Origin of the sequence: Bradyrhizobium sp. CCBAU 11430 (genome assembly GCF_028128855.1) — a bacterium.
Taxonomy (GTDB): Bacteria; Pseudomonadota; Alphaproteobacteria; order Rhizobiales; family Xanthobacteraceae; genus Bradyrhizobium; species Bradyrhizobium ottawaense.
In genome coordinates this window covers 245,349-259,693 of the sequence record NZ_LBJV01000072.1, presented here as the reverse complement: position 1 = coordinate 259,693, position 14,345 = coordinate 245,349, and the positions used below count along the sequence as shown (strand labels likewise).

General features: G+C 65.4%; 16 protein-coding genes. 6 read left to right on the top strand and 10 right to left on the bottom strand.

Features of this window, described 5'->3' with window-relative positions; genetic code table 11:
* Positions 1-23 precede the first annotated feature (23 nt).
* From XI04_RS34210 to XI04_RS34200, 3 genes are read left to right on the top strand one after another with little or no spacing between them, the layout of a single operon-like run.
* Positions 24-344: a YbaB/EbfC family nucleoid-associated protein gene (locus XI04_RS34210; protein WP_028140843.1), complete on the top strand. Its 321-nt coding sequence runs from the start codon at positions 24-26 to the stop codon at positions 342-344.
* 1 nt (position 345) lies between these two features.
* Positions 346-948 (top strand): recombination mediator RecR, encoded by a 603-nt coding sequence (recR, locus tag XI04_RS34205; protein ID WP_018320788.1) that lies wholly within the window; start codon positions 346-348, stop codon positions 946-948.
* A gap of 27 nt (positions 949-975) precedes the next feature.
* Positions 976-1,413: a hypothetical protein gene (locus XI04_RS34200; RefSeq protein ID WP_018320787.1), complete on the top strand. Its 438-nt coding sequence runs from the start codon at positions 976-978 to the stop codon at positions 1,411-1,413.
* Positions 1,414-1,532: 119 nt separating this feature from the next.
* On the opposite strand, the gene XI04_RS34195 is transcribed toward XI04_RS34200, so the two are convergent.
* A complete protein-coding gene (locus XI04_RS34195) occupies positions 1,533-2,897 on the bottom strand; it encodes an AmpG family muropeptide MFS transporter (RefSeq protein WP_028140842.1) in 1,365 nt (454 codons plus the stop codon).
* 141 nt (positions 2,898-3,038) lie between these two features.
* Positions 3,039-4,238: a DNA recombination protein RmuC gene (locus XI04_RS34190; RefSeq protein WP_095425067.1), complete on the bottom strand. Its 1,200-nt coding sequence runs from the start codon at positions 4,236-4,238 to the stop codon at positions 3,039-3,041.
* Between the two features lie 170 nt (positions 4,239-4,408).
* On the opposite strand from XI04_RS34190, the gene def reads away from it, so the two are divergent.
* The 3 genes from def (at position 4,409) to truA (ending at position 6,751) form a co-directional block, all read left to right on the top strand.
* On the top strand, positions 4,409-4,933 hold the full coding sequence (gene def, locus XI04_RS34185) for a peptide deformylase (RefSeq protein ID WP_028140840.1): 525 nt from the start codon (positions 4,409-4,411) through the stop codon (positions 4,931-4,933).
* A gap of 138 nt (positions 4,934-5,071) precedes the next feature.
* Complete coding sequence (gene fmt / locus XI04_RS34180; RefSeq protein ID WP_271610231.1) at positions 5,072-6,007, top strand: methionyl-tRNA formyltransferase; 936 nt, start codon at positions 5,072-5,074, stop codon at positions 6,005-6,007.
* A gap of 6 nt (positions 6,008-6,013) precedes the next feature.
* Positions 6,014-6,751, top strand: a complete 738-nt coding sequence (gene truA, locus XI04_RS34175; RefSeq protein WP_271610230.1) for a tRNA pseudouridine(38-40) synthase TruA — start codon at positions 6,014-6,016, stop codon at positions 6,749-6,751.
* Between the two features lie 132 nt (positions 6,752-6,883).
* On the opposite strand, the gene dapE is transcribed toward truA, so the two are convergent.
* The 8 genes from dapE to yihA form a co-directional block, all read right to left on the bottom strand.
* Entirely contained in the window at positions 6,884-8,050 is a 1,167-nt protein-coding gene (gene dapE, locus XI04_RS34170; protein ID WP_095425070.1) for a succinyl-diaminopimelate desuccinylase, read from the bottom strand.
* Positions 8,047-8,700: a DUF805 domain-containing protein gene (locus XI04_RS34165; protein ID WP_212475046.1), complete on the bottom strand. Its 654-nt coding sequence runs from the start codon at positions 8,698-8,700 to the stop codon at positions 8,047-8,049. The genes dapE and XI04_RS34165 overlap by 4 nt, the downstream gene beginning before the upstream one ends.
* Positions 8,701-8,921: 221 nt before the next feature.
* On the bottom strand, positions 8,922-9,767 hold the full coding sequence (gene dapD / locus XI04_RS34160) for a 2,3,4,5-tetrahydropyridine-2,6-dicarboxylate N-succinyltransferase (protein WP_028140835.1): 846 nt from the start codon (positions 9,765-9,767) through the stop codon (positions 8,922-8,924).
* A 263-nt stretch (positions 9,768-10,030) separates the two neighbouring features.
* On the bottom strand, positions 10,031-10,723 hold the full coding sequence (locus XI04_RS34155) for a pyrimidine 5'-nucleotidase (RefSeq protein WP_028140834.1): 693 nt from the start codon (positions 10,721-10,723) through the stop codon (positions 10,031-10,033).
* Positions 10,724-10,917: 194 nt separating this feature from the next.
* Positions 10,918-11,904, bottom strand: a complete 987-nt coding sequence (locus tag XI04_RS34150; RefSeq protein ID WP_038947346.1) for a DUF1036 domain-containing protein — start codon at positions 11,902-11,904, stop codon at positions 10,918-10,920.
* A gap of 194 nt (positions 11,905-12,098) precedes the next feature.
* A complete protein-coding gene (argB, locus tag XI04_RS34145; RefSeq protein ID WP_028140832.1) occupies positions 12,099-12,986 on the bottom strand; it encodes an acetylglutamate kinase in 888 nt (295 codons plus the stop codon).
* Positions 12,987-13,217: 231 nt separating this feature from the next.
* On the bottom strand, positions 13,218-13,583 hold the full coding sequence (locus tag XI04_RS34140; RefSeq protein WP_038974805.1) for a DUF423 domain-containing protein: 366 nt from the start codon (positions 13,581-13,583) through the stop codon (positions 13,218-13,220).
* Complete coding sequence (yihA, locus tag XI04_RS34135; RefSeq protein ID WP_038947348.1) at positions 13,583-14,236, bottom strand: ribosome biogenesis GTP-binding protein YihA/YsxC; 654 nt, start codon at positions 14,234-14,236, stop codon at positions 13,583-13,585. Before yihA ends, XI04_RS34140 begins: the two co-directional genes overlap by 1 nt.
* Positions 14,237-14,345 lie beyond the last annotated feature (109 nt).

The window sequence follows — 14,345 nt, the reverse complement described above, 5'->3', positions numbered from 1 at the left end:
TCTTTTTCCAAGGACGAGCACCGATGGCTGATTTTCTCGGCATGATGAAGCAGGCGGCGCAGCTGCAATCCAAGATGCAGGAGATGCAGGAGCAGCTCGCCAACGTGGAAGTCGAGGGCATCTCCGGCGGCGGCCTCGTCGCCGTGCGCATGACCGCGAAGATGGACGTCAAGGGTATCAAGATCGACCCCTCGCTGATGAAGCCGGAAGAGCGCGAAGTGCTGGAAGATCTGCTCGTCACCGCGCTCGGTGATGCGCGCCGCAAGGCGGAGACCGCGATGCAGGAGAAGATGCAGTCGCTGACCGGCGGGCTCGGCCTGCCGCCGGGGTTGTTCGGCCAGTAAGATGGGCGCGGTTGCAGGTCCCGAAATCGAGCGGCTGGTGCAGCTTCTCGCGCGGCTGCCGGGCCTCGGTCCGCGCTCGGCCCGGCGCGCGGCGCTGCATCTGATCAAGAAGCGCGAAGCGCTGATGATGCCGCTGGCCTCGGCCATGCAGGTTGCGCTCGACAAGGTCCAGGTCTGCAAGACCTGCGGCAACATCGATACGCAAAATCCCTGCACCGTCTGCACCGATCCCAAGCGCGATGACGCCATCATCGTCGTCGTCGCCGATGTCGCCGATCTCTGGGCGCTGGAGCGGGCCAATGCGACCCAGGGTCGCTATCATGTGCTGGGCGCGACATTGTCGCCGCTCGACGGCGTCGGCCCGCAGGATCTGACCATCGACGCGCTGGTCGCGCGCGCGCATGATTCTCGGGTGCACGAAATCATCCTGGCGCTGAATGCCACGGTGGACGGCCAGACCACGGCGCACTACATCACCGACCTGCTCCAGGACGCCAACGTAAAAGTAACCCGGCTGGCCCATGGTGTGCCTGTCGGTGGCGAGCTTGATTATCTCGATGAAGGTACGCTATCGGCCGCGATGCGGCAGCGTACCCTGTTCTAGCCATCCAGACTTTACGGAACGGACGACATGACGAAACTTTTCGCCACACGCTTGGCTTTGGTCGCGACGATGATGCTGCTGGCGAGCCCGGCCATCTCCGCGCAGCAGGACGACGGGGCGCCGCCGCCGTCCAAGCCCGGCAAGCCGATCAACGCCGGCGAGGTGTTGTCCGGCGAGTTGAACGCCTTGAAAGTGCGCGACGTCAAGAATGCCGGCAAGCGGGTTGCGACCTACCAGATCACGTCCGAGCCGCGCCGCCTGCCGCCGCCGAACGGGTTGTGCAATCTCGAGACCGGGCCCGAGACGTTCCAGCTCGTTCCGAGCGGCGATGCGCAGGCCGCGCAGCTGAAGACGTTCGTCGGCAAGGAAATCTCGGTCAAGGTCGACGAAGTCGCCTGCGCCAGCGATCCCGGCCAGATGAGCGAAGCCGTGATCACGAAGTGGAGCTTGATCAAGAAGCAGTAGGGGGATCAGATCGAGCTGCCGTAGGGTGGGCAAAGCGAAGCGTGCCCACCGCCTCTGTCGAATGCTTGGAACGATGGTGGGCACGGCGCAAGTGCGCCTTTGCCCACCCTACGAGAGCGTCACACCCTCACCGGCCCCAGCGCTTCGAAATGTCCGCGCTTCTGCAGCCACGCGAGCAGCACCAGGCTCGGGATTGCCACCAGCACGCAGATCACGAAGAACAGCGGCCAGCCCGTGGTGTCCGCGACATAGCCCGCGCTCGACGACAGATATGTTCGCCCCACCGCCGCGAGCGCGGTGAGCAGCGCATATTGCGTCGCCGTGTGCAGCGGGTTCTGGCAGAGCGCCGAGAGGTAGGCCACGAAGATCACGGTGCCGATGGCGCTGGTGAAGTTCTCGGCACAGATCGCGAGCGCCAGCGCCCATTGATTGGTGCCGACCACTGCGAGCCAGGCAAAGGACAAATTGGCCAGCGCCTGCACCACGCCACCGATCCAGAGCGACATTGCCAGCGGATAGCGCCGCGCGACGAAACCACCGGCAAACCCGCCGATCAGGGTGGCGGCGAGGCCGACGCCCTTCACGATCGCCGCATAATCGTTGCGGGTGAAGCCGAGGTCGATCACGAACGGCGCCGTCATCGTGCCCGAGAAGGCATCGGTGAACTTGAATAGCACGACGAAGGCGAGCGCGGCGAGAGCATCCTTGCGCGACAGGAATTCGGAGAACGCGCCGATCGCCGCGCTCAACACACGCGCAAAGGCGGTCTCGGTTTGTGTCGCAGCTTCCGCCTGTGCGGATTGCGCCGGCTCGGTCGCGGCCAGCGCGGTGATCGTGCCGATCAGCACCATCGCGGCCATCACCACATAGCCCCACATCCACGCCGAGGTGCGGGGTATGCCGGTGCCTTCGAAGCCCGAGACGATGAACAGCGCGCCCGCGGTCGAGACCAGCATTCCGATGCGGTAGGCCGCAACGTAAGCCGCCATACCGGCGGCCTGCTCGCTCTCCGGCAGGCTCTCGACGCGGAAGGCGTCGACCACGATGTCCTGCGTCGACGACGTCGTCGCCACCAGCAGCGCGCCCAGCGCGACGTAGAACGGCGAGCGCGCGGGGTCGGTCATCGCCAGCAGCAGGATCGCGACGATCAGCAGCAATTGCGAGAACAGCAGCCAGCCGCGCCGCCGCCCGAACGCGCGGGTGAACAGCGGCACATGCAGCGCATCCACCAGCGGCGCCCACAGGAATTTCAGCGTGTAGGGCGTGCCGACCAGCGCGAACAGCCCGATCGTCTTCAGGTCAACCCCGGCCTCGCGCATCCACACCAGCAGCGTGGAGCCCGACAGCGCCAGCGGCAGCCCCGAGGAGAAGCCGAGGAACAGCACGATCAGCACCCGGGGCTGCAGGTACACGGCAAGGCTGTCGCGCCAGGAGGGCGCAGGGACGGAGGTCGCGGCGGGGGAGGTCGCGTCGGGAGCGGTCATGGGGTGGTGTTAGCAGATTCTGGGGGTGATGCCTCTGCCACAAATCCCGTCATGCCCGGGCTTGTTCCGGGCATCCACGTTCTTGGTGCCGTTGAAAAGTCCGTGGATGGCCGGGACAAGCCTGGCCATGACGAAACGGTGTCACTCCCCCGCCTGGAGCTTCCGCGGAAACAGCTCGCCCGCGCCCGCGACCAGCCGCGGTCCCTCGGCCGGCGCGTCCGCCTTGCTGAAATCGAGCTCCTCGATTCGTCCTGCGCGCTTCTCGATCTTGTCGGCGGAAATCAGGATCTGGCGGACGTCCTCGTTCGCATCGGAAAAATGCTTCTGCAATTTGACCACGCGATCCCTGAGACGACCCAGATCGTCGCCGAGCTTGATCACTTCAGTCTGAATCTGGTCGGCGGCATCGCGCATGCGCGCGTCCTTCATGATCTGCTGCATGACCTGGATCGCCAGCATCAAGAGCGAGGGCGACACCAGCACCACGCGGGCGCGATAGGCCTTCTGGATCACGTCGTCGAAACCGTCATGGATTTCCGCATAGACCGATTCCGACGGCACGAACATCAGTGCCATCTCCTGGGTCTCGCCGGTGACGAGATATTTTTCCGCGATGTCGCTGACATGCTTCATCACGTCGCCGCGCAGCCGCTGCGTGGCAACGCGCTTCTCCTCGTCGGTGCGGGCGTCGTGCAGCGCCGTCATCGCCTCCAGCGGAAACTTCGCGTCGATGCAGAGCGGGCGCTGGTCTGGCAGGAACACGACGCAGTCGGGCCGCTTGCCGGTCGAGAGCGTGAACTGGAACTCGTAGGCGCCCTTCGGCAGACCGTCCTGGACGATCGCCTCCATCCGCGCCTGGCCGAAGGCGCCGCGCGACTGCTTGTTGGCGAGCACGTCGCGCAGGGTCGTCACCTGGGTGGTGAGATCGGTAAGGTTCTTGTGGGCGCTGTCGATGATGCCGAGCCGCTCGTGCAGCGCGCGCAGGCTCTCCATGGTGTTGCGCGTCGAATGTTCCATCGACTGGCCGACGCGATGGGTGACCGAATCCAGCCGCTCGTTGACCGCGCGCGCCATCTCGGCCTGGCGTCCCGCCAGCGCCTGGGTCATGGCGTCGACCCTCCCTGAGGATTCGCTCTGGGCGCGCAGCACCTCGCTCAGGCGCTCCTCGAGCTCGTCGGCCCGGATCGCATGCGCCATCGCGAGTTCCGCGCCGCGCCGGCCCGAGCGGGCGATCACGACGGCGATCGTCACCAGCAGGGTGAGGACAAGGGCGCCGAAGCCGATCAGGGCATCAATCGTGCGCACCGGCCAGTCGGCCAGCATGAAAATGATCTCGTTCATGGGCCCTTCTAGCGCGATTCGCCGACCTTAGCGAACGAAGAGGGAACGGTTATGGTTAATAGCCCCCTAATTTTTATGGTTAACGAAACCTCAAGTTTTATGGTTAGCGAGGGGTTAACGGGGTTCCCGGCCGGATTGACCGCGTCCGGCGCGCGGCTTAAATCGCGGCCATGGCCCTCAGAGAAATCATCATCCTGCCCGACAGGCAGCTGCGTCTGGTCTCCAAGCCGATCGAGAAGGTCACGCCGGAGATTCGCAAGCTTGCCGACGACATGTTCGAGACCATGTACGACGCGCCCGGTATTGGCCTCGCCGCGATCCAGGTCGCGCAGCCGCTGCGGCTGATCACCATGGACCTCGCCAAACGCGACGAGAACGGCGAGACCACGCCGCTTCCGCGCGTCTTCATCAACCCCGAGATCATCGCCTCGTCCGAGGAGCTCTCGGTCTACGAGGAAGGCTGTCTCTCGATCCCCGAATATTACGAGGAGGTCGAGCGCCCTGCGAAGGTGCGCGTGCGCTTCACCGATCTCGACGGCAAGGTGCACGAGGAGGACGCCGAAGGCCTCTATGCCACCTGCATCCAGCACGAGATCGACCATCTCAACGGCGTGCTGTTCGTCGACTATCTGTCGAAGCTCAAGCGCGACCGCGTGATGAAGAAGTTCGAGAAGGCCGCCAAGCGCGCGGAGTAACCACGTTCTCCGCCGTCATACCCGGCCTTGTGCCGGGCATCCACGTTCTGTGCCGCCGCAGGCCGGAAGAACGTGGATGGCCGGGACAAGCCCGGCCATGACGAGTACGTTGCTCGTTTCCGAGGATTGTCTCGCCACATGCCCCTCCGCCTGATCTTCATGGGCACGCCCGATTTCTCCGTGCCGACGCTGCTCGAGCTGGTCGCGCATGGCCACGAGATCGTCGCCGTCTACACCCGCGCGCCGAAGCCCGGCGGGCGGCGCGGCCTGCAATTGCAGCCGACGCCGGTCGAAGAAGCTGCGCGAAAGCTCGGCATTCCCGTGCTGACGCCGAAGACGCTGAAGACGCAAGAGGCGCTCGACGAGTTTAGCACCTTCGATGCGGATGCGGCCGTCGTCGTCGCTTACGGCATGATCCTGCCGCAGGCGATCCTCGATGCGCCAAAACTCGGCTGCTACAATCTGCACGCTTCGCTGCTGCCGCGCTGGCGCGGCGCAGCGCCGATCAACCGTGCGATCATGGACGGCGATGCCGAGAGCGGCGTGATGGTGATGAAGATGGACGTCGGTCTCGATACCGGCGACGTCGCCATGGCCGAGCGCCTCGCGATCACGGACAACATGACTGCACTCGATTTGCACGATCGTCTCTCTCGCCTCGGCGCCGATCTCATGGTGCGCGCGATGGCCGCGCTCGGGCGCGGCGGGCTCCAGCTCAAGAAGCAGAGCGAGGACGGTGTCACCTACGCCGCCAAGATCGACAAGGCCGAGGCGCGCATCGACTGGACCAGGCCGGCGCGTGCCGTGCTGCGTCACATCCACGGCCTGTCGCCATTCCCCGGCGCCTGGGCCGAGCTTGCCGGCGTCAGCGAGAATGCGCGCGTCAAGATCCTGCGGTGTGAATTGGCAAAGGGGTCGGGCGCGCCGGGCGAGGTGCTCGATGACAAGCTCACCATCGCCTGCGGCGAGGGCGCCATCCGCATCATCGAGCTCCAGCGCGAAGGCAAGGGCCGGATGCAGGCCTCGGACTTCCTGCGCGGCGTGCCGTTGAAGGCGGGAGCGAGGTTCAACTGATCAGCGATGCCCCGCTACAAGCTCACCATCGAATATGACGGCGCGCCGTTTTTCGGCTGGCAGGTGCAGGACACGCTGCCTTCGGTGCAGGGCGCGCTGGAGGCGGCCGTGAAGGCGATGACCGGCGCGGATTTGCGGGTGCATGGCGCCGGCCGCACCGATGCCGGCGTGCATGCGCGTGGCCAGGTCGCGCATGTCGATATCGACAAGCAGTTTCCGCCGGGCCGTTTTCGCGACGGGCTCAACGCGCATCTGCGCCCGCATCCGATCGCGGTGCTGGAGGCGGAGATCGTGCCTGACACGTTCGAGGCGCGCTTCTCCGCGGTGAAGCGCCACTACCGCTACCGCGTGATCAACACCCGCGCCAACCTCGCGCTCGACATCGGCCACGCCTGGCGCGTGCCGCGCCGGCTCGATGCGGATGCGATGCATGCGGCGGCACAGCGTCTGCTCGGCAAGCACGATTTCACCACGTTCCGCGACACCGAGTGCCAGGCCAAGTCACCGGAGAAGACGCTCGACCAGCTCGACGTGCTGCGTGACGGCCGCGAGATCACCATCGTCACCTCGGCGCGCTCGTTCCTGCACAGCCAGGTGCGCTCGATGGTGGGCTCGCTGATCTGGGTCGGCGAGGGCCGCTGGACCGCCGACGACCTCTCCGCAGCGTTAGAGGCGCGCAACCGCGCCGCCTGCGGCATCGTCGCCCCGCCGGACGGGCTGTATCTGATGAAGGTGGATTATTAGCGCGTGATGCCGCCACTTCCGTCATGGCCGGGTTTGTCCCGGCCATCCACGATCTTTCTTGCTGGGACTGAAGTACGTGGATGCCCGGGACAAGCCCGGGCATGACGGCGGAATACTTGGCAATGACCGCACCTACCCGAAATACCGCGTCAAAATCCCGCGATAGACCTGCGTCAGCTTCTCCAGATCCTTGACGGGCACCCGCTCGTCGACCTGATGCATGGTCTGGCCGACCAGACCGAACTCGATCACCGGGCAGTAGCTGGAAATGAACCGCGCATCCGACGTGCCACCTGATGTCGACAGCTCGGGCTTGCGGCCCGTCACCTCCTCGATCGCGGAGACCGCGAGATCGGTGAACGGGCCCGGCTTGGTCACGAACACGTTGGAGTTCGAGGGCTCCCAGACGATGCGGGCCTTGATGCGGTTGCCGCAGGCTTTTGTCAGCCGCGTCTCGACCAGCTCGCGCAACGAGGCCTGGGTGTGGTTGTCGTTGTAGCGGATGTTGAACTTGGCGCGGGCCTCGCCGGGGATGACGTTGCTCGCTTTGTTGCCGACGTCGACCGAGGTGAATTCGAGATTGGAGGCCTGGAATTGCGCGCTGCCATGGTCGAGCGGCTCGTCGGAGATCGCAACGATCAGCCTGGAGATGTCAGGCACCGGATTGGAGGCGCGATGCGGATAGGCGACATGGCCCTGCACGCCGTCCACGTACAGCGTGCCGGATTGCGAGCCGCGGCGGCCGACCTTGATGGTGTCGCCGAGCGCCTCGACATTGGAGGGCTCGCCCAGCACGCAATGGTCGAATTTCTCGCCGCGCTCGGCCGTCCATTTCAATAGCTTGATGGTGCCGTTGATGGAGACGTCTTCCTCGTCGCCCGTAATCAGGAACGAGATCGAGCCCTTTCCGTCGTTGCGCGGCTTGCCGTCATTGGCGGCGAGATGCTCCAGCACCGCGGCGACCGAGCAGGCGATGCCGCCCTTCATGTCGACCGCGCCGCGGCCGTGCAGGATGCCGTCCTTCACCTCACCGGAGAACGCACCGATGCTCCAGGCGCTCTCGTCACCGGGTGGCACCACGTCGGTATGGCCGGCAAAGGTGATGTGCGGGCCTTCGGTGCCGATCCGCGCATAGAGATTGTCGACGTCGGCGGTGCCGGGCTCGCTGAAGGTCACGCGGTGGCAGGCGAAGCCGGCGGCGGTGAGGGCTTTTTCGAGCACCCCGAGCGCACCGGCATCTTCAGGGGTTACCGAGGGGCAGCGGATCAGATCGCGGGCAATGGAGAGAGCATCGGTCATGCGCCCCGCTTAACATGCATGCCGCCGGGTGGGCTAGCGCGGGGCGGGACAATTTCGATCTCGCGGCTCTGGTCCCAGCCTTTCGCAGGGGAGGCGGCGGATGCCGAACTGTCCTCGATATCGAGGAGCGGATCAGGGCCGAACCGGTTGTGGCCCGAGGTGCCGGACCGGCAGAACATTTCGACGAGGCCCCACAGCCACAGCAGTGCGGCAGTCAGGTTGAGCGAAAATATCCAGCTTGATTTGGGCAGCAGGTCCGCGAACTGGCTGAACAGGCCGGGCAAGAAGAAGAACGGAACGATCCACCAGCCGCTCTTGTCGCGGTCATGGAGTCGCTTGATCGCCGTCGCGAGATAGATCCAGAAGAACAGCGCCATGCCGGACGCCTTGAGGATCGAGCCCGCGAGATCGGCCGATGCCAGCGCGTGGGAGACGCGGGGGTCGACCAGCTTGAAGAGGCCGTCGAGACCGAAGTCGAAATCGAGCTCAATTCCGAGCTTCAGGGTGGACCTCGTCCCTCCGACGATCCCGATGACTTGACCGGCAATCTCCAGCAAGCCCGCCAGCAGCGCGACCATCAGCAGCGCCTGCCACAGCAACGCGCGGTTGATGCGGCCGTCGAAGCGGAACAGATACCAGGTCCAGTCCATGCGAACGGCTCCGGGCGGTCGAGGCCGCCCGATATTTGGTCGCGATGGAGAGGGGGTGGGTTCGATAGGGCTCCGGTGTCGTCCCGGCGAAGGCCGGGACCCATACCGCGTGATCTATCGACAGTAGAAGATAGTCGTACCGAACGACGAGTCTTCGCCAAACCACGGCCTCGGAGTATGGGTCCCGGCCTTCGCCGGGACGACAGCGGTGTGCGCCGAACTCAATCCCGCAGCAACTCGTTGATGCTGGTCTTGGAGCGCGTGCGCTCGTCGACGCGCTTGACGATGACGGCGCAGGCGGTGCTCGGGCCGATCTGGCCGTTCTTCATCGGCTTGCCGGGCAGCGCGCCGGGCACCACGACGGAATATTCGGGCACTTCGCCGATGAAGACCTCGCCGGTCTCGCGGTCGACGATCTTGGTCGAGGCGCCCAGGAACACGCCCATCGCCAGCACCGCGCCCTTGCGCACGATCACGCCCTCGGCGACCTCGGAGCGCGCGCCGATGAAGCAATCGTCCTCGACGATCACGGGCTCGGCCTGCAGCGGCTCGAGCACGCCGCCGATGCCGGCGCCGCCGGAGATGTGCACGCGCTTGCCGATTTGCGCACAGGAGCCGACGGTGGCCCAGGTGTCGACCATGGTGCTCTCATCGACATAGGCGCCGAGATTGACGAAGGACGGCATCAAGACGACGTTCTTGGCGATGAAGGCCGAGCGGCGCACCACCGAGCCGGGCACGGCACGAAAACCGGCGTCGCGAAAACGGTTCTCGCCCCAGCCTTCGAACTTCGAGGGCACCTTGTCCCACCAGGTCGCCTTGCCGGATCCGCCGGGAATGACGCCCATGTCGTTGAGGCGGAACGACAGCAGCACGGCCTTCTTCAGCCACTGATTGACCTTCCACTTGCCGTCGCTGCCGCGCTCGGCAACGCGCGCCTCGCCCTTGTCCAGAATCTCCAGTGCTTGGTCCACGGCCTCGCGCACCTCGCCCTTGGTCGAGGTCGAGATGCCGTCGCGCGCGTCGAAGGCGCTGTTGATGGTGGATTCGAGGGCTTGGAGGGACATCGGGATTTCCTCTGGGGAAGCAGGAATTTGACGGATTGGGGCGCTTTTTCGGGATTTGGGCGGGCGGAGTCAAGGCATACTCCGCCGTCGTCCATACTCCGCTGTCGTCCCGGACAAGCGCAGCGAAGCGGAGCGCCGATCCGGGACCCATAGCCACAGGGAGTGGTTTGACGAAGATTCGGAGTTACCAATCCGGCGCGACAACCAAATCCTGTGGCTATGGGTCCCGGGTCTGCGCTTACGCTTGCCCGGGACGACGGCGGTTATAGGGGCGAGAGCCCCGCCAAAAACCCCGTCAGATCATCCGTGACGTGGTCGACATGGGCGGCATCCCGGCCTTCCAGTTCCCAGTCCTCCCGCACCACCTCCTTCGTTCCGTCAGGCACCACCAGCACGGTGGTCATGCCGAGCTGGTGCGGGACGGTGAGGTTGCGGGCGAGGTCCTCGAACATCGCGGCTTTGGTCGGATCGACCGCGTGGTCGGCGAGGAATTTCTGATAGGTCTGCGCCGCCGGCTTCGGCTCGAACTGGGCGGCGATGATGTCGAACACGCCGTCGAAATGCGTTGCCAGGCCGAGACGCGCCAGCACCGCATCGACATGGTCGACCGAGCCATTGGTCAGGATCAGCTTGCGCCCCGATAAGTTTGCGATGGCTTCGCCGAGCGCCGGGTTCGGCTGCAGCGGTGAATGGTCGATCTTGTGGACATAGGCGAGATAGTCGTCGGCGGACACGCCATGCAGGGTCATCATGCCGCGCATCGTGGTGCCGAAGCGCAGGTAATAATCCTTCTGCAGTTTTCGCGCCTCCGCCGGCGTCACCTGCAGCCAGCTGGACACGAACTCGGTGATCCGCACATCGACCTGCTGCCACAGATTGACGTGATGCGGATACAGCGTGTTGTCGAGGTCGAACACCCAGGTGTCGACATGAGCAAAGGTGCGGGGTTGGTTCATATCAACATTCTCAGCTCGTCGTCCCGGGGCGCGCGAAGCGCGAGCCCGGGACCCATAACCACGGGGAGGAGTTCGGCGAAGAGTCGGGGTGGCCAGCTTCGCGCCACAACCACTCCCTGGGGTTATGGGTCCCCGCCTTCGCGGGGACGACAGCGGAGCTTGTAGGCGCTTGCGTGTTGATCATGACGCCAATTTCACGGCACCGCAAAGCGGAGCGTCTTGCCGCCGCTCGACATGTCCACCGCGCCAAATCCCGTCATCGCAAATCCGCGCGCGCCGCAATCGGTCTGCTCAACGGTCTCGAACTTGGTCTCGCGCGTGCAGAGCTGCCTGTCGCCGCCCCAGTTCAACGGCCGGTCCTTCAGCTTGACGGCGCGGTTGTCGGCGTCGACGGCCTCCGCGAAGCTGAAGATCTGCTTGGGCTGGCCGGTCACATCAGGGTGCAGGCAGGTCTTGGGATCGATGCGATACCAGCCGCGGCTGGTCACGGACTTGCCGTCGTCGGTCGCGATCGCCGCCATCACCTTGTGCGGCGTGTCGTTGCACCAGGTGAGGCCGGTCGGGGACGGCGTCTGCACCGCATCGACCATGGTCTTGAAGAAGTTTTGCGAGCCCACGATGTCCGACGACAAGCCGCGGCTCTTCAGGAACGCGGCCAGGGCTGCCTGCGTCTTCGGCCCGTCGACGCCGTCGATCGGCGCGGCGTCGTAGCCCGCGATCACCAACAGCCGCTGGATGCCGGCGAGGCGGGCCTGCTCGTCGTCATATTCGGAATCCTCGGCGAGATAGGCAATGAGGTTGCCGTCGGCTCCTTGCGCCGGCGTCACTTGCGTAAACGCAGCCTGGGTCTGGCCGCTGCGGCATTGCCGGGCCGCCGCGATGACGAAATTGTCCTGCGCGACACAGAGCATGTCGCTGCCGTTCTGCGGAATCGGGGAGGCGCCATAGACGCCGAGCGCGCGGGCGTTGAGCAGGATGCGATCGGCGGTCAGCGTGCCCTGCACCACCACGCGGCAGGTGGCGGGATCGACCCTGAACCAGCCGCGCGTCGCGGTCGCCGCCTTGTCGTCGATGCCGATCGCGGCCTCGACGACATAGGACATGCGGTTGCAGATCTTCAGATCGGCGAGGGCCGGCACTGAGGAGAAGACGAACGAGACGGCCGCGGCCGGCAGCGCCATCAGGAAGCGGGTCAGGGGTGAGCGGCGGGGGCGCTGAGCCCTCCGCCCGTCATGCCCGGGCTTGTCCCGCCTGCGAGGCCAAAGCCTCTTCGGCGAGGCGAAGGCCCGGGCATCCACGTTCTTGGCGCGGATCGAAAGATCGCGGATGGCCGGGACAAGCCCGGCCATGACGGTTTTCTTTGTCCGCTCGTCCCTCACTTGTGGATCAGCGTTCCCGTGCCCTGGTTGGTGAAGAGTTCAAGCAGCACCGCGTGCTGCATCTTGCCGTCGATGATGACGACGCCCTCCACGCCCTGCTCCAGCGCATAGATGCAGGTCTCGACCTTCGGGATCATGCCGCCGGAAATGGTGCCGTCGGCGATCAGCTTTCGCGCGTCCTTGACCGACAATTGCGGGATCAGCTTCTTCGACTTGTCGAGCACGCCAGGCACGTCGGTGAGCAGCAACAGGCGCTTGGCCTTCAGCGCGCCGGCAACCGCACCGGCAAAAGTGTCGGCGTTGACGTTCAGCGTCTGGCCTTCCTTCGAGGTTGCGAGCGGCGCCAGCACCGGGATCAGCTCGTAGCCGATCAGCTGGTTGAGCAGCGTGAGGTCCACCTTCTCGGGATCGCCGACGAAGCCGAGATCGATTGCCTTCTCGATGTTCGAGCCCGGATCGATGATGGTCCGCGTCGTCTTCGACGCCTTCACCATGTTGCCGTCCTTGCCGGACAACCCCACGGCCTTGCCGCCGGCTTCGTTGATGTAGCCGACGATCTGCTTGTTGACGGAGCCGGCGAGCACCATCTCGACGATCTCGATGGTCGCCGCATCGGTGATGCGCAGGCCGGCTGCGAATTCCGAGACGATGCCGAGGCGCTTGAGCATGGTCGCGATCTGCGGGCCGCCGCCATGCACCACCACCGGATTGATGGCGGTCTGCTCCAGCAGCACGATGTCGCGGGCAAAATTCTTCGCGGTCTCCTCGTCGCCCATGGCATGGCCGCCATATTTGATGACGATGGTTTCCTCGTCATACTGCTGCATGTGCGGCAGCGCTTCCGACAGGATGCGGGCCTGGTCGAGCGGGGAGATGTCGGTCATGTCGCGGATCTCGCTGGCGGGACTGGAGCGGCCTGCGTTCTATCCGATTGGCGGGCGTGGCGCAAAGTGGTCTTCGTGCCCCGGACGCAGCGCAGCGCTTCTTCAGCGGTGCGCTGCAGAGCCGGGGCCCATGCGGCTTGCTGGGTCCCGGCTCTGCGGAGCGTCACCATAGCGCGTCGAAGACGCGCGTAAACGCGCTTTAGGTGCCGCACCGCGTCCGGGACACGAGACCTATTTCCGCGCCACCACCGCGGCCAGCGTCACGGCCAGCCAGCTCGCGATCATCACCGTCCCGCCCGTCGGCGCTGCGTATGGAAACAGCGAGTGCCCGGCATATTGCCGCAAGGTGAGGTCGCCCGCGAACAGCACGGCGCCGATCACGAAGCCGAATGCACCGATGAGGCCAATTCCGCCGTGCAGAAGGCCGCGCGCCAGCAGGGCGACAGCTGCAAGTATGGCAGTTGCATGAAACAGCAGCATCGCGCTGGCCGAGGCCAGCCGGCTCGCATCGCCGCCATGCGCCGAGGCGGCGGCCAGCGCGACGCCGGCGGCGCCCATCAAACCGGCAAGTCCGATCAGCAGGCGCTGCGCCACCATCACGTAGCGCGCTCTTCCAGCAGTTTCGCCATCGCGGCGCGCAAGCTCTCCATGCCGGTCGAGCTGCGTGACGAGGTCGCGAGCACGTTCGGGAACGAGGCCGGATGCCTGGCCAGCGCCGCCTCGGTTTCGGCGATGCGCGATTGCAGCTCGGAGGCCTTCACCTGGTCGGCCTTGGTCAGCACGATCTGGTAGCTGACCGCGGAGCGGTCGAGCGTCTTGAGGACCTCGAGGTCGACCTCCTTGAGGCCATGCCGCGCGTCGATCAGCACGTAGACGCGCGCAAGCGAGGCGCGTCCCAGCAGGAATTTGTGGATCAGCTCGGTCCAGGACGCCACCTGGCTCTTGGGCGCCTTGGCATAGCCGTAGCCGGGCATGTCGACCAGGCGCAGGTCGGTCTTGCCGGGGACCTCGAAGAAGATCAGCTCCTGGGTGCGTCCCGGCGTATGCGAGGTGCGCGCCAGCGCGTTGCGCCCCGTCAGCGCGTTGATCAGGCTCGACTTGCCGACATTGGAGCGCCCGGCAAAGGCGACCTCCAGCCCCGCCATCGGCGGCAGCGTCTGGATCGAGGGCGAGGCCCAGATGAACTGCCAGTCGCGCGCGAACAGCTTCCGCCCGGCCTCGATCAGCTTGTCGTCTGATTTATCGGTCATCTGGAAAGTCTATCCTCGCGTCTTGGCCGGGCAAAAGCGCGAAGCGCGTCTTCCCATTCAAATGTCCCGGCCATCCACGTCTGTCTGCGCGGTACCCTCCAAAACGTGG